18 protein-coding genes and 2 tRNA genes are annotated in these 17,068 nt (G+C 67.0%); 4 read left to right on the top strand and 16 right to left on the bottom strand.

Going from position 1 to position 17,068, the window contains the following annotated elements; all coding sequences use genetic code 11:
• Positions 1 to 4 precede the first annotated feature (4 nt).
• Entirely contained in the window at positions 5 to 940 is a 936-nt protein-coding gene (locus AC07ZS_RS25635) for a diguanylate cyclase domain-containing protein (RefSeq protein WP_494801277.1), read from the top strand.
• A gap of 3 nt (positions 941 to 943) precedes the next feature.
• Positions 944 to 2,086: a sensor histidine kinase gene (locus AC07ZS_RS25630; RefSeq protein ID WP_494801276.1), complete on the top strand. Its 1,143-nt coding sequence runs from the start codon at positions 944 to 946 to the stop codon at positions 2,084 to 2,086.
• A gap of 5 nt (positions 2,087 to 2,091) precedes the next feature.
• Here the strand turns inward: AC07ZS_RS25630 and AC07ZS_RS25625 are convergent.
• From AC07ZS_RS25625 to tolB, 7 genes are all read right to left on the bottom strand, one after another.
• A tRNA-Lys gene (locus tag AC07ZS_RS25625) sits at positions 2,092 to 2,167 on the bottom strand.
• Between the two features lie 42 nt (positions 2,168 to 2,209).
• Positions 2,210 to 2,285: transfer RNA gene (locus AC07ZS_RS25620), tRNA-Lys, on the bottom strand.
• Positions 2,286 to 2,359: 74 nt separating this feature from the next.
• Positions 2,360 to 3,172 carry a tRNA threonylcarbamoyladenosine dehydratase gene (locus AC07ZS_RS25615; RefSeq protein ID WP_494801275.1) on the bottom strand — a complete coding sequence of 271 codons (813 nt, stop codon included), beginning with the start codon at positions 3,170 to 3,172 and terminating at the stop codon, positions 2,360 to 2,362.
• On the bottom strand, positions 3,169 to 4,281 hold the full coding sequence (locus AC07ZS_RS25610; RefSeq protein ID WP_494801274.1) for a YeeE/YedE family protein: 1,113 nt from the start codon (positions 4,279 to 4,281) through the stop codon (positions 3,169 to 3,171). The genes AC07ZS_RS25615 and AC07ZS_RS25610 overlap by 4 nt, the downstream gene beginning before the upstream one ends.
• 79 nt (positions 4,282 to 4,360) lie before the next feature.
• Positions 4,361 to 5,143 (bottom strand): tol-pal system protein YbgF, encoded by a 783-nt coding sequence (ybgF, locus tag AC07ZS_RS25605; RefSeq protein WP_494801273.1) that lies wholly within the window; start codon positions 5,141 to 5,143, stop codon positions 4,361 to 4,363.
• 5 nt (positions 5,144 to 5,148) lie between these two features.
• Positions 5,149 to 5,730, bottom strand: a complete 582-nt coding sequence (gene pal, locus AC07ZS_RS25600) for a peptidoglycan-associated lipoprotein Pal (RefSeq protein WP_494801272.1) — start codon at positions 5,728 to 5,730, stop codon at positions 5,149 to 5,151.
• Positions 5,731 to 5,801: 71 nt separating this feature from the next.
• Positions 5,802 to 7,094, bottom strand: a complete 1,293-nt coding sequence (gene tolB, locus AC07ZS_RS25595; protein WP_494801271.1) for a Tol-Pal system beta propeller repeat protein TolB — start codon at positions 7,092 to 7,094, stop codon at positions 5,802 to 5,804.
• A 237-nt stretch (positions 7,095 to 7,331) separates the two neighbouring features.
• Here tolB and msbA point away from each other — a divergent pair, with 237 nt between their 5' ends.
• A complete protein-coding gene (gene msbA, locus AC07ZS_RS25590; RefSeq protein WP_494801284.1) occupies positions 7,332 to 9,116 on the top strand; it encodes a lipid A export permease/ATP-binding protein MsbA in 1,785 nt (594 codons plus the stop codon).
• Positions 9,117 to 9,126: 10 nt separating this feature from the next.
• Here the strand turns inward: msbA and AC07ZS_RS25585 are convergent, their stop codons facing one another.
• From AC07ZS_RS25585 to AC07ZS_RS25545, 9 genes are read right to left on the bottom strand one after another with little or no spacing between them, the layout of a single operon-like run.
• Positions 9,127 to 10,692 (bottom strand): Rne/Rng family ribonuclease, encoded by a 1,566-nt coding sequence (locus tag AC07ZS_RS25585; RefSeq protein ID WP_494801270.1) that lies wholly within the window; start codon positions 10,690 to 10,692, stop codon positions 9,127 to 9,129.
• Between the two features lie 28 nt (positions 10,693 to 10,720).
• Complete coding sequence (locus AC07ZS_RS25580) at positions 10,721 to 11,338, bottom strand: Maf family protein (protein ID WP_494801269.1); 618 nt, start codon at positions 11,336 to 11,338, stop codon at positions 10,721 to 10,723.
• The gene (rlmH, locus tag AC07ZS_RS25575) at positions 11,335 to 11,802 is read right to left on the bottom strand and encodes a 23S rRNA (pseudouridine(1915)-N(3))-methyltransferase RlmH (protein WP_291117046.1); all 468 of its coding nucleotides are present in this window, start codon (positions 11,800 to 11,802) and stop codon (positions 11,335 to 11,337) included. Before rlmH ends, AC07ZS_RS25580 begins: the two co-directional genes overlap by 4 nt.
• On the bottom strand, positions 11,799 to 12,482 hold the full coding sequence (gene rsfS / locus AC07ZS_RS25570) for a ribosome silencing factor (RefSeq protein WP_494801268.1): 684 nt from the start codon (positions 12,480 to 12,482) through the stop codon (positions 11,799 to 11,801). The genes rlmH and rsfS overlap by 4 nt, the downstream gene beginning before the upstream one ends.
• Positions 12,479 to 13,123, bottom strand: a complete 645-nt coding sequence (gene nadD, locus AC07ZS_RS25565) for a nicotinate (nicotinamide) nucleotide adenylyltransferase (protein WP_494801267.1) — start codon at positions 13,121 to 13,123, stop codon at positions 12,479 to 12,481. The genes rsfS and nadD overlap by 4 nt, the downstream gene beginning before the upstream one ends.
• Positions 13,123 to 14,040 (bottom strand): oxygen-dependent coproporphyrinogen oxidase, encoded by a 918-nt coding sequence (gene hemF / locus AC07ZS_RS25560; protein WP_494801266.1) that lies wholly within the window; start codon positions 14,038 to 14,040, stop codon positions 13,123 to 13,125. The genes nadD and hemF overlap by 1 nt, the downstream gene beginning before the upstream one ends.
• A 2-nt stretch (positions 14,041 to 14,042) precedes the next feature.
• A complete protein-coding gene (locus AC07ZS_RS25555) occupies positions 14,043 to 14,684 on the bottom strand; it encodes a 1-acyl-sn-glycerol-3-phosphate acyltransferase (protein ID WP_494801265.1) in 642 nt (213 codons plus the stop codon).
• Positions 14,681 to 15,958, bottom strand: coding sequence for a phosphoribosylamine--glycine ligase (gene purD / locus AC07ZS_RS25550; RefSeq protein WP_494801264.1), 1,278 nt, complete (start codon positions 15,956 to 15,958; stop codon positions 14,681 to 14,683). The genes AC07ZS_RS25555 and purD overlap by 4 nt, the downstream gene beginning before the upstream one ends.
• A 12-nt stretch (positions 15,959 to 15,970) precedes the next feature.
• Positions 15,971 to 16,696 (bottom strand): YebC/PmpR family DNA-binding transcriptional regulator, encoded by a 726-nt coding sequence (locus AC07ZS_RS25545; protein WP_382157700.1) that lies wholly within the window; start codon positions 16,694 to 16,696, stop codon positions 15,971 to 15,973.
• A gap of 91 nt (positions 16,697 to 16,787) precedes the next feature.
• On the opposite strand from AC07ZS_RS25545, the gene AC07ZS_RS25540 reads away from it, so the two are divergent.
• On the top strand, positions 16,788 to 17,068 hold a 281-nt coding region (locus AC07ZS_RS25540), incomplete at its 3' end, for a helicase HerA-like domain-containing protein (protein ID WP_494801263.1).

The raw sequence follows: 17,068 nt of genomic DNA, 5'->3' as shown, positions 1-17,068 counted from the left end.
GCCTTTGCTCAACACCTCGGAAGCGGTTCTGGTCATGTCTGCGGATCTGCGGCTCGAGTTCGCCAATCCGGCGGCCTTGCGCATGATGGGATTTGAAGGCAACACGCCACCCGACCTGTCGCTCAGGCACATGCTGGACGAGCGCAGCGCCGCGCTCGCCGCCACCATCGAAGACCATCTGGTCGTCGAAGGCCACTGGAAGGGCGACATCTGGCTGCGCCGCTCGGATGAAGGGGCCCTGCCCGTTCGCCTGGTCGTGGACCGGTACCACGACACCAACGGCTTCCGGCACGCCTGCGTCATGTCCGACATCTCATTGCGCAAGCAGACCGAGGCACGCCTTATCGAGCTCTCGCAGCTGGACTCTCTGACGGGGCTGTTCAACCGTTCCCATTTCATGCAGCAGCTGGACAACCACCTGAACCTCCTTCACCAGGAGGAGTTGCAGTACGCGCTGCTTTTCGTGGATGTGGACGATCTCAAGCACATCAACGACACCCTGGGCCACCTCATCGGCGATTTGTGCCTGTGCGAAGTCGCGCGCCGCCTGGGGCTGGCGGTCCGACACAGCCAGCAGGCGGCAGGCCATCACCCGGCGTCCAATCCCCTGGTGGCCCGCATCGGCGGCGATGAGTTCGTGATCCTGCTGTCCATCTCCGATTGCGAGGAAGCCCGGCGCATCGCCACGAGCATCAACGAGTTGATGCTCGTGCCCTGGCAACCGAACGAGCGCCATCAACTCGTCATCAGCACATCGATCGGGATCGCCTATGCCCCGCTGCATGGCCGGTCCGGCAAAACCTTGCTGCAATTGGCGGACCGTGCGATGTACCACGCCAAGAACTCTCGCAAGGGCTCGGTGCATGAATTCATTCAACAGAACCCCCAGGTTCCCTTGCGCTTCGAGACCGGGTTCGACACGCTGCCCTCGGAGGACTGAGGCATGAAGCACTTGCACTGCCCACACCGGGAGATCCTGCTCGTGGACCAAGAACCGCTGCCACAGGGCTTCATCGAATCCTTGCACCGGGCCTCTTTCCCTGTCCGGGACTTGCGCGACGAAGACGAGGCCTTGCGGCACTTGCGCGACCGGGGTGCAAACGTGGCGGTGATCGCGGCAGACCATCGCCTGCTTCGACGCATGGCCACGGCGTTGCCGCATAGCGAGCCGGCACGCGATGCCCAACTGATCCGCCTGTTGATCACCGATGCAAGCGAACCTCAAGCCGATTTCGCCGCGATCAACGAGGTGCGCGTGTTCCGCATCCTCGAGAAGCCCTGGCAAGCCGACGTGGCCAGCCGATACCTCCACGAAGCCCTGGCCCTGCACACCCAGCAGTGCCAGGCATCGGAGGGCGGCACCGGCTTGCGCGATGCACTCGCCTTCCTGGCCCACGAAGTCAATGGGCCGCTTTCGGTGATTCAGGGCTATGCGCGTGCCCAGGCCCGGAGCCTGGGAGCCTTCTCCACCGCGCCAACACCCACGGGTCCTTTGAAGCAGGCATTGGAAGCCACCGAGCGAAGTGCCCGGCATTGCCAGTCCCTGATGACCTGGGCGGCCGAAACATCGCAAAGCGCCTCCATGCCCCGCGAACCGGTCGCCTCGTTCGCCTCCGGGGCGCTGGGCTGGGTGCTCCAGAGCTATCCCTTTGCCAGCAGGGAGAAGGACTGGGTCACGGTCGACATCGAGCACGATGTCCCACTGCCCGCGAAGGCCGCGCTCCTGCAACTGGTGCTCTTCACGCTGATGCGCCAGGCCCTGGACGCCTTGCACCGCGTGGCCAAGCCACGCCTGAAGATCTCCCTGTGCATCCAGGAAGGCATGCACTGCATCCGCTTCTCGCACAACGGCCAGCGACCGCCAGACGAGGTCCGCGAGGCCCTGACGGCAGGCCGCTTCCAGGGTTGGGGTGGCCTGGGCACCGGACTCGTGTTCTGCCAGCGCGTGATGCGCAGCCTGCAGGGTGACTTCCAGATCGTTCTGGACGCCGATGAAGAAACGGCTGCCCTGCTGTGCTTCGGACCCGTTGAAGAGCCGCCCACGGACACAAGAAAAAGGGACTTAGCCTTGCGACTAAGTCCCTAGATCTTTGGTAGGACGTGGCAGGCTCGAACTGCCGACCAACGGATTAAAAGTCCGCTGCTCTACCAACTGAGCTAACGTCCCATCAAAAAGGGTCTGGCTGCCGAGGGCAACCGCAGGAAACGGTGGTGGGGCGTGAGTGACTCGAACACTCGACCTACGGATTAAGAGTCCGCTGCTCTACCAACTGAGCTAACGCCCCCGAAGGGATTTTGCGTGAACGCCAGTGACCTGCACCGGGTTCGAGTCTTATCGACTGCTGCGCCAAGCCTCAAATTATAGCGTGGTTGTCACGGTCCTTTGAAGTCCGTGCGATTTTTTTGCGTCTGCGGCCAGCACATTCATCACCCAGCCTGCCGCGCACAGGCCAAACGTGGCGGTCACGCTCACCGCGGAGCCATAGCCGTGGCAGTTGAGCGAGCCGTCGTTGTCGCCCAGTTCGCAGGAGGCATCCGGCGGTGCCACCGCCTCCCGGCTGAACACGCAGGCCACGCCCATCCGGCCGGCGCGCGCGCCGCCGTGGTGCTTGCGCAGCCGGTAGCGCAACTGCGCCAGCAAGGGGTCGTGCGTGGTGTCTGCCAGGTCGGCTACCTCCACGGCCTGGGCCAATCGCTTGCCGCCGGCCGCGCCCACGGTCACGAATGGCACCTTGTTCGTGATGGACCAATCCGCCAACGCCGTCTTCGCACGCACCTGATCGCAGGCATCGATCAGGGCCGACGGCAAGGCGTCCAGCAGGCCGGGCCAGTTATCCGGCGTCACGAACTCGTCGATCACGTCCACCACGCAGCCGGGATGGAAAAGCGCGATGCGTTCGCGCATGGCCTCGGCCTTGGCCTGCCCAAGCGTGGGCTCGAGCGCGTGGATCTGGCGGTTGATGTTGGACTCGGACACGTGGTCCAAGTCGATCAGCGTGAGCCGTCGAACCCCGCTGCGGGCCAAGGCCTCGACCGCCCACGAACCCACACCGCCAATGCCGACCACCACCACGTGGGCATCGAAGATGCGCTGCGCGCCTTCCACACCGTACAGGCGCCGAAGCCCGCCGAAGCGGCGCTCGAACACCTCGAGCGGGAGGGTTGTGTTCACTCGCGGTCCAGCAGCCACATCTGGAAGCGGAAGCCGCCGATGGCACCGAGCACGATGCCCGTGACAGCAATCATGCTGAGGAAGCTCAGGGTGGACAGGCCGGACAGGCCCTGCCCCACCGTGCATCCCAGCGCGGTCACGCCACCCACGCCCATGCAGGCCGCGCCCGCGATGTGCAAGGCGGTGTCCTGCGTGCTGCGAAAGCCTTCCCAGCGGAAGCTGCCTTCGATCAGCGCGCACGCGAGCGACCCCACGACCACGCCCGCCACGGTGACCACGCCGAAGGTCAGCAGCTTGGACGTGTCGCTGAAAAAGATCAGCCAGTCCAGCGTGTAGGCCATCGGCGCGGTGAAGGTGAGCGACTCCATGCGCCCCGAGTTGGAGGCGAGGTAGACCGCCTCCAGCGTCTCGGGGTGTTCAGCCACGAAGCCCAGGTGGCCGCTGACCCACCACATGGCCACAATCACCAGGCCGATGCCCAGACCACCCAGCAGGTTGTTGAAGCTGCGGAATTCGGAACCCAGCAAGGCCCACACGACCAGCGCGCCGCCCACCAGCACCGCCAGCAACAGGCCGGTAAGCCCGGGCTCCATGCCCAGCCCGCTGGAAACCCACATGGGAATCGCACCGCCGGCAGGGATGTCGATGGCCACCTTGTCCACCGTGTTGACGCGCAGCACCGCGAGCACACCGCGCAGGGTCGCGAAAGCGGCAAAGCCCATCACGAAGAAAACCACCAGGGATTTCAGGCTGCCGGCACCGATGCGCACCAGCGTCTTGCTGCCGCAACCCGACGCCAGCACCATGCCGAACCCGAACAGCGCACCACCCACCAGGGCCGAGAGCCAGATGATGCGGCCGGTGGTGTAGATGGATTTGCCCGCATCGATCCAGCCCAGCCAGGCCATGCCGTAGAAGCCCAGCATGGCCACGCCGACCGCCATGCCCCACATGCGCATGCGGGTCCAGTCGCCCATGTTGACGATGTCGCTGATCGCGCCCATGGTGCAGAAATGGGTGCGCTGGGCAATGAAGCCGAAGGCCACGGCCACGGCGAAGGCAGCCCAGAGAACCTGGGTCTGCAATTTGAGAAAGTCGGCAATTTCCATGGCCGCCATTGTAGGAGGCGGCCAACGCCCTCACCCGGCGAAGGACACGGCACCGCCCTGGCGCCGTGTGCCCCTCACCTTAGCGCAGGCGCGCGAGGCGTTCGCGGCCGGCCGCGGCGGCTTCCGAGTTCGGATGCGCTTTCACCAGGTCTTCGAGCGTCTTGCGCGAACCCTTGGTGTCCTTGAGTTCGATCTGGCTGTTGGCCATGGCCAGCATGGCTTCGGGCGTGCGCATGTGGGTCGGGAACTCGCTCACCAGGCGGCGATGGGTCTCCACCGCTTCCTTGTAGGCGCGGTTCGCGTACTGCGCGTTGCCCAGCCAGTACAGCACCGAGGGCCGGTAGCCGCTGGCCGGATAGCGCACCAGGAAGGCGTTGTAGGCACTCGCCGCAGGACCGAACTCGGATTTGCGCAGCAAATCCATGGCGGCGTCGAAGTCGCGCTTTTCATTCGGCGCGGCCGTGAAGCTCTGCCCGTCGTGATCGATGCGCAGCGGCTCCACCTTGCGCAGGCGCTCGTCCACGCCGGCCTGCACGTCCTTCTGCTGGCGCTGCAGCTCGGACACCTCGCGGGCCAGCTGCTCGTTCTGCCCGCGCATGCGCGCGAGCTCGGCGCGCAGCTGCTCGATCTGGTTGGAAAGCTCGAGCAGGCTGCGGCGGGTGGCCGCATTGCTCTCGCGGGCCTCGGTCTTGGCGGCCTCATCGGCCTGCTGGTTCGCATCGACCTTCTGACGCAATTCCAGAATGGCCCGGCGGGCCTCGTCGTCGCCGAACAGGGCGTGCGCCTGCAGGGGCCACAGCGCGGCCACCGCGAGAGACCCCGCACCCAGCAGGCTGGAGGCAAAACGCAAGCGGTTCAACATGGGAATCAACGGTAGGTCAGTTCAACGCGGCGGTTCTTGCTGAAGGCGGCTTCGTCGAAGCCGGTCTGGGCGGGCTTCTCTTCACCGAAGCTCACGGCTTCCATCTGGGTTTCGGGCACGCCCAGCAGCGACAGGGCGCGGCGCACGGCCTCGGCGCGCTTCTGACCCAAAGCCAGGTTGTACTCACGGCCGCCGCGCTCGTCGGTGTGACCTTCGAGGTTCACACGGCGCGTGCGGTTGGCGTTGAGGTAGCGCGCATTGGCTTCCAGCGTGGCCGCCGACTCGTTCTTGACTTCAAAGCTGTCGTAGTCGAAGTAGATGACGCGGTTCAGGGCATTGGGCTGGGCCGAATCCGCGCCGTTGACCGAGACGCCCGAGACGCCGCGCGGGTCCACCGCACCCGACTGGCCACCCGCGCCGCCGGCACCGGCAGCCGAGCCCGTGCGGTCTTCCACCGGCACGTTGTCAAGCTTCACGCCGGAGCTGCAGGCCGCGAGGGCGGCCACCAGGCTGATGCCGGCGATCAGGCGCAGCCAGCGGCCCGAAGTGCGAGGGGACGTGTGTGCGGAAGCGTTGTTGTTGGACATGGAAGATTCCTTTGGAAAATAAACAAGAAAGAAGGTAGCGGACGCAGCTCAGATTCGCTGTGCGCTGCCGCTCATTTGAGGAAGGGGCCCCACTCGGGCTCGCGAATGTCGCCCTGGGCGCCGGCCAGGCGGGTCTTGATGCGCCCGTCGACGGTGGTCGTCATGAGCGCTTCCTGACCCCGGTCCCGGGTGGCGTAGATGATCATGCGGCTGTTGGCCGCGAAGCTCGGGCTTTCGTCGCCGCTGGACTCGCTCAGGGCCGTCACCGTGCCGCTGCCCAGGTCCATCACGTGCAGCCGGAAGGCCCCATTGATGCGGGAGATGAAGGCGAGCCAGCGACCGTCCGGGCTGGGCGCGGGCGAGATGTTGTAGTTGCCGGTGAACGTGAGGCGCTGGGCATTGCCGCCCTGGGCGCTCATGCGGTAGACCTGCGGCGAGCCACCCCGATCGCTCACGAAGTAGATGCTCTTGCCGTCGGGACTGAAGACGGGCTCGGTGTCGATGCTCGCGGACTGGCTCAGGCGCCGGGGTTCGCCGCCGTTGGCATCCATGGTGTAGATCTGCGCATTGCCGGAGAGCGACAGCGTGGCCACCACCGAACGGCCGTCGGGCGACCACGAGGGCGCGCTGTTGGAGCCTTTGAAATTGGCCAGCAAGCGGCGTTTGCCGGTGGCGACATCGTGCGCGTAGATCACCGGCTTGCGGGCCTCGAACGACACGTAGGCCAGTTGCCCACCGCCAGGCGCCCAGCTCGGCGAGATGATGGGCTCGGGGCTGGTGAGTGCCGCGCGGGCGTTTTCGCCGTCGGCATCGGCCACCCAGAGGTTGTAGCGCTGGCCGGCCTTGGTGACGTAGGCGATGCGGGTGGAGAACACACCCTTGACGCCGGTGATCTTCTCGAACACGTGGTCGGCGATGCGGTGGGCGGCCAGGCGCAGATCCTGCGCGCCCACGGGGTAGCTCAGGCCGCCGAGGTCCTGGCCACGCACCACGTCCCAGAGGCGGAATCGCACGTCGAAGCGGCCGTCGGCCAGGCGGGAGACGCTGCCGGTGAGCAGCGAATCGGAGCCGCGCTCACGCCAGGGGCCCAGGTCGGGGCGCGAAGTTTCGTCCAGACCACCGGAGATGGGATCGACAAAACGGAACTGGCCGCTGCGCTCCAGGTCGGCGCGCACGATGGCGGCGATGTTTTCGCTGGCCGCGTCATTGCCACGGAAGCCGACCACGGAAAACGGGAACTGCGTCAGCCCGACACCCGCGACCTCCACCCGGAACTGGGCGTGGGCCGACGACAGCGGCCAGGTCAGCAGAGGGAGGGAGGAAACGAGCCCGAGAACGGATCGCCTGGGAAGGGGGGCTTGCATGTCGTGTCGAGTGAAATCCTGCATCCTGTGTGTCGCTTGTGCCTGGGGTTGCGGCGCTGCGAATGCGTCGCAGCCAACCAACTGATAATAACGGAGGGCACCTGGCCTTCCGTGACAAGATGTGTGCATGCCGCTGTCTGCCCGGCACGCATCCGCTGCTTGATTCCCGTGGCGCTACATTGTTCCGCCAATCTGCAAGTTTTCTGAAGTGACCTGCCCTTGACCGACAACGCCCGAATGCACAAGCCCCTGGACGGCACCCTCACGCAGCGGCTGCTGCGCCTGTGGCCCTATTTCCGTTCGGCCAAGACCGGCATTGTCCTCGCGGCGGTGGCCACCCTGGTCGGCGCCCTCACCGAGCCGCTGATCCCCGCCCTGCTGAAAACCCTGCTGGACCGCGGCTTTGCCCAGGGCAATGTCGAGCTGTGGATGGTGCCCGTGGCCCTGATGGGGCTCTTCGGCATGCGGGGCGTGGCGGGCTTCACCGCCCAGTACGCCCTCTCTTACACGGCCAGCCTGGGTCTGCTGAACCTGCGCCGGGCGATGTTCGTCAAGCTCAACGACGCGCAGATGACCCTGTTTGCCCGGCAGAACGCCAGCAGGCTCTCCAATACCCTGGTGTACGAGGTGCAGACCGGCTCGCAGCTGCTGGTGACGGCCTTCCTCACGCTCACCAAGGACAGCCTGGCCGTGATCGCCCTGATGGGCTACCTGCTCTACCTGAACTGGAAGCTCACGCTCATCGTGCTGCTGATCTTTCCGGGCCTGATCCTGATCATGCGGGTGCTCTCGCGCCGCTTCTACAAGCTGACCCGGGACAGCCAGCAGGCCACCGACGAGCTGGCGTATGTGGTGGAAGAAAACGTGCTCGCCCACCGCATGGTGCGCCTGCACGGCGCCCAGGCGCGACAGAGCCAGCGGTTCGACCGCCTGAGCATGGCCTTGCGCCGCCTCGCGCTCAAGTCCACGGTGTCCTCGGCCGCCATGACGCCCCTGACCCAACTGCTGGCCTCGGCCGCGCTGTCGGCGGTCATCGCCGTGGCGCTCTGGCAGAGCAGCACCAGCGGCGTGACGGTGGGCAACTTCGTGGCCTTCGTCACCGCCATGCTGATGCTGATCACGCCGATCCGACACCTGGCCGAGATCGCCGCGCCGATCGCGCGGGGACTGGCCGCGCTCGAACGCGGCCTGGAGCTGATCGAGCACACGCCCGAGCAGTCCGGGGGCTCGCACACCGCCGACCGCGTGTCCGGCTCGATCTCGCTGCGCGATGTCTGGGTGCGCTATCCGGCCAAGGATGGCGGCCCCGCGCGCGAGGACGACGACAGCCTGATCGCGCTGCGCGGTGTGTCATTGGACATCCGGCCCGGCGAGGTGGTGGCCTTCGTCGGCCCGTCCGGCTCCGGCAAGACCACGCTGGTAAACCTGCTGCCGCGCTTCGTGGAGGTCGAGCGCGGCGAAGTCTGGCTCGACGGCGTGCCGCTCACCGAATGGGAACTGCGCAGCCTGCGCCGCCAGTACGCGATGGTGAGCCAGGACGTGGTGATGCTCAACGACACCCTGGCCGCCAACGTGGCGCTGGGGGCGGCGGACGATCAGATCGATGAAATGCGTGTGCGCGCGGCGCTCGTCTCGGCCAACCTTGGCGAGCTCATCCAGCGCCTGCCCCAGGGCATCCACAGCACCGTGGGCCACAACGCGGCCGAGCTCTCGGGCGGCCAGCGCCAGCGCCTGGCGATCGCCCGCGCGATCTACAAGGACGCGCCCGTGCTGATCCTGGACGAAGCCACCTCGGCGCTGGACAACGAATCGGAACGGCTGGTGCAGGACGCCCTGGCCCGCCTCATGAAAGGCCGCACGACCCTGGTGATCGCGCACCGCCTCTCCACCATCGAGCACGCGGACCGCGTGATCGTGCTGGCCGACGGCCGCATCCGGGAACAGGGCTCGCACCGCGAGCTGCTGCAGGCCGACGGCCTGTACGCGCGCCTGCACGCGCAGAGCTTCCGCCCCGAGGCCTGAGCCCCCGGGCTCAGAGCAGCACGATGTCGTACTGCTCCTGCGTCATCGAGCTCTCGCTCTGCAGGGAGATCGGCTTGCCGATGAAATCCGACAGCCCCGCCAGGTGGGCGCGTTCCTCATCCAGGAAGAGTTCAATCACCTTGGGCGACCCGACCACCCGGAACTCGCGCGGGTTGAACGCGCGCGCCTCGCGCAGGATCTCGCGCAGGATGTCGTAGCAGACGCTGCGCGCCGTCTTCACTGCGCCGCGGCCGCTGCAAGCTTCACAGGACTCGCTCAGCATGTGCGCCAGCGATTCGCGCGTGCGCTTGCGCGTCATCTCCACCAGGCCGAGCTGCGAGAAGCCACCCGTCATGGTCTTCACCCGGTCGCGCGCGAGCTGCTTGCGGAACTCGGTGAGCACCGCCTCGCGGTGGTCGTCGCGCACCATGTCGATGAAATCCACAATGACGATGCCGCCCAGGTTGCGCAGGCGCAGCTGGCGCGCAATGGCCTGCGCCGCCTCAAGGTTGGTGCGGAACACCGTGTCGTCGAAGTTGCGCGCGCCCACGAAGCCGCCGGTGTTCACGTCCACCGTGGTCAGGGCCTCGGTCTGGTCGATCACCAGGTAACCGCCCGACTTCAGGTCCACCCGGCGGCTGAGCGCGCGGGCGATGTCCTCGTCGATGCTGAAGAGGTCGAAGATCGGGCGCTCGCCGCTGTAATGCTGCAGCTTGCTCACGGTGTCGGGCATGAACTCGGCCGCGAAGCCCATCAGAAGGCCGTGCTGCTCGCGCGAATCGATCCGGATGGACTGCGTGTCGGCCCCCACCAGGTCGCGCAGCACGCGTTGCATGAGGTTCAGATCCTCATGCAGCAAGGTGGCCGGCGGCTGGCGCGTGGCCGCCTCCTTGATGCGCAGCCAGGTCTTGCGCAGGTAGGCGGTGTCTTCCACCAGTTCGTCATCGGTGGCGTCCTCGGCGTTGGTGCGCAGGATGAAACCGCCGGCGGAGCTGCCGTCGGCGGTGGCGGTCAATCGCACGAGCCGCTGGCGCAGCGCTTCGCGCTGAGCAGGTGGAATCTTCTGCGACACGCCGATGTGGTTGTCCTGCGGCAGGAACACCAGCAGCCGGCCGGCGATGCTGATCTGTGCCGTGAGCCGGGCGCCCTTGGTGCCGATCGGGTCCTTGAGCACCTGCACCATCAGGGCCTGGCCCTCGAAGATCTGGCGCTCGATCGGCAGCACCGGGTTGGGCGCAAGCAGTTTGGTGCCGGCATTGACGGGAGGCGCACCGGCCGCCGCCACGTCGGCCTCACCGGCCGATGGCGCCACAGGGCGCTCGCGCGGTGCCGCGTGCTTGGCCGCGATGTTGGGCATCAGGTCGGCGACATGCAGGAAGGCCGCGCGGTCCAGCCCGATGTCGATGAAGGCCGACTGCATGCCCGGCAGCACTCGCGAGACTTTGCCCAGGTAGATGTTGCCCACCAGACCGCGCTCCAGGGTGCGCTCCAGGTGCACTTCCTGCACAGCCCCCTGCTCCACCACGGCCACGCGTGTCTCCTGGGGAGACCAATTGATCAGAATGTCCTGGCTCATGAAGCCCTTCTCCGTGGCGTGTGGCGTCTCAGATCAGCCGCACGCCGGCGGCGTGCAGCACCTGCGCGGTCTCGTGCGCAGGCAGACCCATGATGCCCGAATAACTGCCGCTGATGTGGCTGACCCACAAACCGGCGCGGCCCTGGATGCCGTAGGCCCCGGCCTTGCCCATGGGCTCGCCCGTGGCCACGTAGCGGCGGATCTGCGCCGCGCTCAGCGGCTCGAAAGTGACCCGGGAAGCGGACAGCGCCGCCCAGGTGCGATCGCCCCGGACACCCGGCCTGCCCACGGCCACGGCGGTCAGCACCCGGTGCTGTCGGCCCGCCAGATCGGCCAGCATCGCGGCGGCCTCGGCTTCATCGGCGGGCTTGCCCAGGATGCGGCGGCCCAGCGCCACGGTGGTGTCCGCGCACAGCACGGGCGCGGGCGGCAGGCAGCGGCGCTTCAGGCGCGCCAGCGAGGCCGCCAGCTTGAGCGCGGTGACCCGCTGCACATAGGCGGTGGGCGCTTCACCGGGCCGCACGGCCTCCAGCGACTCCACGTCTTCTTCGGCATCGGGCAACAGCAGTTCGCAGCGAACGCCCCACTGTTCCAGCAACTGCCGGCGGCGCGGGCTCTGGGAAGCGAGGTAGATGAAATCGGTCATTCGCGGTGATAGGGGTGGTTGGCATTGACCGACCAAGCCCGGTACAGCTGCTCGATCAGCAGCACCCGCACCATGGCGTGCGGCAGGGTCAGGTCGGACAGGCGGATGCGCTGGTGCGCTGCGGCGCGAAAAGCCGGCTCCAGACCGTCGGGCCCGCCGATCACCAGGGCGACATCGTCGCCTTCGAGCTGCCATTGCTGCAGCTGCTGGGCCAGGGCCTTGGTCGTGAGCGTGGTGCCGCGCTCATCGAGCGCAACCACCCGGCTGCCGCGGGGAATGGCCGCTTCGATGCGCTCGCGCTCGGCGGCCAGCAGCGTCTCCAGGGTCTTGGAGCCGCGCGGCTCGGTCTTCACGGATTTCAGTTCCACCCGCAACTCGGGTGGAAAGCGCTTGGCGTAATCGTCGTAGGCGGTCTGGGCCCAGTCAGGCACCCGCTGCCCGACCGCGACGATCAGCAGCCTCATGCCTTCTTCTTGGCGGCGGGGGCTTTCCTGGCCACAGGCTTGGCCGCAGCTTTGGCGGCGGGCTTGGCCGCCGTCTTCTTGGCGACCGGCTTGCCAACCACCACCTTGGGCAGCGGCGCCTTCTTGGCGGCGGTGGCGCCGCGCTTGGGTGCGGCAGCCTTGGCCGGGGCCGGGCTTTTCTTGGCGGGCGCGGGCGGCGCGGCCTTGGCGGCCGCCTTGCGCACCACCTTCTTGGCCGAAACCGGTGCGGCTTCAGGTGCCTTGGCCGCCTTCTTCTTCGCGGCGGGCTTGGCCGGCGCCACCGGCTTTTCGGCACCGTGCTTGAGGCGCACGGGCTTGGCGCCCCAGATCTCTTCCAGGCGGTAGTACTGGCGGATCACGGGCTGCATCACATGGGCCACGGCAGCGCCGCAGTCCACGATGATCCATTCGCCGTTGTCTTCGCCCTCGATGCGCGGCTTGTCGAAGCCGGCTTCGCGCACGGCATCGCGCACGCTGGCGGCCAGCGCCTTGGTCTGGCGGTTGGACGTGCCGCTGGCGACGATGACCCGCTCGAACAGGGGGGAGAGGTGCTCGGTGTTGAAAACCACGATGTCCTGACCCTTGACGTCCTCAAGCCCATCGACGATGGCCCTCTGGAGTCGCTGGATGTCTTTCTTGGCGGTGGTTTCGCTGGTCATGTAGGGGACTGGTAGAGGTGGTGTTGTGAAATATAGCGTGCGACGGGCTCGGGCACCAGAACATCCAGCGCGCCGGTGCTCTGCGCGGGTTGGCCCACGCGGGCGCGCACGGCAGTCGCGCTGATGTTCTTCAGGGGCATGTTGAGCAGCTCGAAGGGAAGATCGACGCTGGAGAGATCGGTTTCGGTGGCCTGGTCCAGGGGAGCGTCGACCCCGATGTTGGTGGCCCGGTTGGCCACGGCCAGCGTGGCCAGGTCGAGCACCTCCTGCCAGCGCACCCAGTTTTTGAAGGCCAGCAACTGGTCGGCCCCCAGGATCAGGAACAGCTGGGCCTGCGGGTACTCGCGCTTGAGTTCGCGCAGGGTGTCGGCAGTGTAGCTCGGGCCTTCGCGGTTGATTTCGCGCTGGTCCAGCTGCACGTTCGGCAGATCGCCGAAGGCGAGTTCGCACATCGCCACGCGGTCGTCGGCCGGGGACAGCACGCGCGACTTGTGCCAGGCGTGGCCGGTGGGCAGGATGTGCAGCGCGTCGAGGCCCAACTGCTTGAGCGCGGTCTCGGCGAGTGCGCGGTGCGCCCAGTGCGGCGGGTCGAAGGCCCCACCGAACATGCCCACGCGCCGGGGTGGCAAGGTAGCGGCCATCAGATCCAGTCCTTGCGCACCAGGAACTCCTTGTAGAGCCGGTCTTCCGGCGTGCCCTTTTTCGTCTTGCGGTTGTAGGCCCAGCTCACCAGCGGCGGCATGGACAACAGGATCGACTCGGAGCGCCCGCCGGACTGCAGCCCGAAATGCGTGCCCCGGTCCCAGACCAGGTTGAACTCCACGTACCGGCCGCGCCGGTACAGCTGGAAGCTGCGCTCGCGCTCGCCGTAGGCGGTGTTCTTGCGGCGATCGACGATGGGCAGGTAGGCGTCCAGGAAGGCGTCGCCCACCGAGCTCATCATGGCGAAGCTGCCATCGAAGCCGAGTTCGGAAAAGTCGTCGAAGAACACGCCGCCGATGCCGCGCTGCTCGTCACGGTGCTTCAGGTAGAAATACTCGTCGCACCAGGTCTTGAAACGCGGGTACTTGTCGACACCGAAAGGATCGAGCGCGTTCTTTGCCGAACGGTGGAAATGCGCCGCGTCTTCCTCGAAGCCGTAGTAAGGCGTGAGGTCCATCCCGCCGCCGAACCAGCACACGGGCTCGCCCCCCGCCGGCGTGGCGGCGATCATGCGCACGTTCATGTGCACGGTGGGCACGTAGGGATTGCGGGGGTGGAACACCAGCGAGACACCCATCGCCTCGAAGGGGGCACCGCTGAGCTCGGGCCGATGCTGCGTGGCCGAAGGCGGCAGGCGGGGCCCGGTGACGTGGGAAAAGCCGCAGCCGGCGCGCTCGAAGACGGCGCCGTCTTCCAGGATCTGCGTGATCCCGCTGCCCTGCAGCGGTTCGTCGGCCGGCTTGGTCCAGCGGTCCACCACGAAGCGGCCCCCATCGACCAGCGCCACGGTGGAGACGATGCGGTCCTGCAGGTCGGTGAGGTACTCACGCACAAAGGACGTGGGGGTCTGTTGCATGCTCATGCCGTATCAACGGAAAAAGGCCTGGACAAGGGTTGCACGGGACTTGCAAGTTCGGGGTGCAGGCCGCGCACGCTCTCATAAGACGCGGCCATGCGGGCATAGTCGACCGCCTCGTCGCCACTCAGGCGGATGAAGTCGGTGATGTTCACCTGCTTGCGACTGTAATCGAGCTGGATCAGGGCCACCGGAACGTCCGCGCCCAGCGCCACCTGGTAGAAGCCGCTGCGCCAACCCGGCGCGCGACGGCGGGTGCCTTCGGGCGAGAGCGCCAGCCACAGCAGGCGTCCTTCCTGCCGATGCTGAGTCATCAAGTCCACCATCTCGCCCACCACGCCGCGAGGCGACTGGCGATCGAGCGGGATGCCGCCGAGCCACCGCATCCAGGCGCCCAGCAGCGGCACGCGAAACAGCGTGTCTTTTCCCCAGAAGCGCGCCGGCACGCCGATGGCCCACTTGGCCAGCAGCATCACGATGAAATCCCAGTTGCTCGTGTGGGGATAGACGATCGCCACGCCCTGAAGGCGCGGAAAGCCGTTGAAGTGCAGCTGCCAGCCCAGACGGGCCATCAGCCAGCGCGACAGCGAAGAACCACGGAACCGGACCGCGTTCGGCCCGGGGTAGTCGGCGGAGGAATTCAAAGTGCTCGGTACCCGATGTCTCGGCGGCATTGCATGCCGTCGAAGTGGATGGCATCCACCACCTCATAGGCGCGTTGCCGCGCACCGGCCACGGTATCGGCCAGCGCCGTCACGCAGAGCACGCGCCCGCCCGACACCTGCACCGCGCCTTGCGCTGCGCCGCTGGTGCCGGCATGGAAGACCATGCGGTCGGCTTCATCGGCTGGCAGGCCGCTGATGGCATCGCCCTTGCGCGGGCTCAACGGGTAACCGGCAGCGGCCAGCACCACGCCCAGCGCCACGCGCGGATCCCAGTCCAGCGCCACACGGTCGAGCTCGCCGCGGGTGGCCGACAGCAGCACCTGGGCCAGGTTGCTGCGCAACCGCATCATGATGGGCTGGGTTTCCGGGTCGCCCATGCGGCAGTTGAACTCCAGCGTCTTGACCTGACCGTCGGGCGTGATCATCAAGCCGGCGTAGAGGAAGCCGGTGTAGGGAATGCCGTCGGCCTTCATGCCGCGCAGCGTGGGCAGGATCACCTCGTTCATGGCCCGCTCGTGGACCGCCGGCGTGACCACCGGTGCCGGAGAGTACGCGCCCATGCCACCCGTGTTGGGGCCCTGGTCGGCGTCCATCAGGCGCTTGTGGTCCTGGCTGGTCGCCAGGGCCAAGGCGTGCTCGCCGTCGCACAGCACGATGAAGCTGGCTTCCTCACCCACGAGGAATTCCTCGATCACGACACGCGCCCCACCCTCGTTGTGGGCCACGCCCAGGGTGTTGTCGACCAGCATGAAGTCGATCGCCTCGTGCGCCTCGGCCACCGTCATGGCCACCACCACGCCCTTGCCGGCGGCCAGGCCGTCGGCCTTGATCACGATGGGCGCGCCTTCGGCGTCCACGTAGGCATGTGCGGCCGCCGGATCGGTGAAGGTCTGGTACTTCGCCGTGGGAATGCCGTGGCGCTGCATGAAGGCCTTGGAGAACGCCTTGGAGCTCTCCAACTGCGCGGCGGCCTTCGTGGGGCCGAAGATGGGCAGGCCATGGGCGCGGAATTCATCCACCACACCGGCCGCCAGAGGCGCTTCCGGGCCCACCACCGTCAGGGCAATGCCCTGCCCTTGCGCCCAGGCACGCAGTGCGGCCTTGTCGGTGATGTCGAGGTTCGTCAGCACGGGGTCGCGCGCGGTGCCGGCGTTGCCGGGCGCCACGAAGACCTGCTGCACACCATCGGCCTGTGCCAGCTTCCAGGCCAGCGCATGTTCGCGGCCACCGCCGCCAATCACGAGTACTTTCATCCGGGCCGACCTTTATTCGCCGATTTCAGCGTTGTGGAACACGTCCTGCACGTCGTCCAGATCCTCCAGCACGTCCAGCAGCTTCTGCATGCGCGCGGCGTCGTCGCCCGTCAGCTCGATGGTGTTTTCGGCCCGCATCGTGACCTCCGCCACCTCGGGCTTGAGGCCGGCGGCCTCCAGCGCGTTGCGGACCGCCTCGAACGTCACCGGCGAGGTGAGCACCTCGATGGCCCCGTCGCCGTCGCTGATGACGTCGTCCGCACCGGCTTCCAGCGCGATTTCCATGACCTTGTCTTCGGACGTACCCGGTGCGAACACCAGCTGGCCGCAGTGCTTGAACTGGAACGACACCGAGCCGTCGGTGCCCAGGTTGCCGCCGTACTTGCTGAAGGCATGCCGCACTTCGGCCACGGTGCGCACGCGGTTGTCGGTCATGGTGTCGACGATCACGGCCGCGCCGCCGATGCCGTAGCCCTCGTAGCGGATCTCCTCCAGGGCCTGGCCTTCCAGGTTGCCCGAGGCCTTGTCCACGTTGTACTTGATGCGGTCGGCCGGCATGTTGGCGGCCTTGGCCTTGTCGATGGCCAGCCGCAGGCGCGGGTTCATGGCCGGATCACCACCACCCTGACGGGCAGCCACGGTGATCTCGCGGATCACGCGGGTCCAGATCTTCCCGCGCTTTTCATCCTGGCGACCCTTGCGGTGCTGAATATTTGCCCATTTGCTGTGTCCGGCCACGAAATTGTCCTTTTGCCCGTTCTGGCTTTGATCTAATAAGACCGCGATTTTACGTTTTCACCCGAACCGCCTTCCCTGAGGAACCCTTGCCATGGCCGAACCGATGCTGATCGCCCAGAACGCCTCCACCACCTGCCAGCTCCTGCCCGGGCTGGCGAACCGCCATGGCCTGATCACCGGCGCCACCGGCACGGGCAAGACCGTGACCCTGCAGACGCTGGCCGAGCAGTTTTCCAACATCGGTGTGCCGGTGTTCATGGCCGACGTCAAGGGCGACCTCTCCGGCATCAGCCAGCCGGGCAGCTTCGGCGAGAAGATGAGCGGCATCCTGAAAGACCGGGGCATCACCCCACCCGCCTCCCAGGCCTGCCC

The sequence above is a fragment of the Hydrogenophaga sp. GW456-12-10-14-TSB4 genome (assembly GCF_059424305.1).
This window is presented reverse-complemented; position numbering and strand designations above follow the sequence as displayed.

Excerpts from the sequence above, each read along its gene's own strand:
- AC07ZS_RS25630 (WP_494801276.1), top strand. The coding sequence starts at position 944 with ATGAAGCACTTGCACTGCCCACACCGGGAGATCCTGCTCGTGGACCAA.
- AC07ZS_RS25610 (WP_494801274.1), bottom strand. The coding sequence starts at position 4,281 with ATGGAAATTGCCGACTTTCTCAAATTGCAGACCCAGGTTCTCTGGGCT.
- ybgF (WP_494801273.1), bottom strand. The coding sequence starts at position 5,143 with ATGTTGAACCGCTTGCGTTTTGCCTCCAGCCTGCTGGGTGCGGGGTCT.
- pal (WP_494801272.1), bottom strand. The coding sequence starts at position 5,730 with ATGTCCAACAACAACGCTTCCGCACACACGTCCCCTCGCACTTCGGGC.
- tolB (WP_494801271.1), bottom strand. The coding sequence starts at position 7,094 with ATGCAAGCCCCCCTTCCCAGGCGATCCGTTCTCGGGCTCGTTTCCTCC.
- msbA (WP_494801284.1), top strand. The coding sequence starts at position 7,332 with ATGCACAAGCCCCTGGACGGCACCCTCACGCAGCGGCTGCTGCGCCTG.
- AC07ZS_RS25585 (WP_494801270.1), bottom strand. The coding sequence starts at position 10,692 with ATGAGCCAGGACATTCTGATCAATTGGTCTCCCCAGGAGACACGCGTG.
- AC07ZS_RS25580 (WP_494801269.1), bottom strand. The coding sequence starts at position 11,338 with ATGACCGATTTCATCTACCTCGCTTCCCAGAGCCCGCGCCGCCGGCAG.
- rlmH (WP_291117046.1), bottom strand. The coding sequence starts at position 11,802 with ATGAGGCTGCTGATCGTCGCGGTCGGGCAGCGGGTGCCTGACTGGGCC.
- rsfS (WP_494801268.1), bottom strand. The coding sequence starts at position 12,482 with ATGACCAGCGAAACCACCGCCAAGAAAGACATCCAGCGACTCCAGAGG.
- nadD (WP_494801267.1), bottom strand. The coding sequence starts at position 13,123 with ATGGCCGCTACCTTGCCACCCCGGCGCGTGGGCATGTTCGGTGGGGCC.
- hemF (WP_494801266.1), bottom strand. The coding sequence starts at position 14,040 with ATGCAACAGACCCCCACGTCCTTTGTGCGTGAGTACCTCACCGACCTG.
- purD (WP_494801264.1), bottom strand. The coding sequence starts at position 15,958 with ATGAAAGTACTCGTGATTGGCGGCGGTGGCCGCGAACATGCGCTGGCC.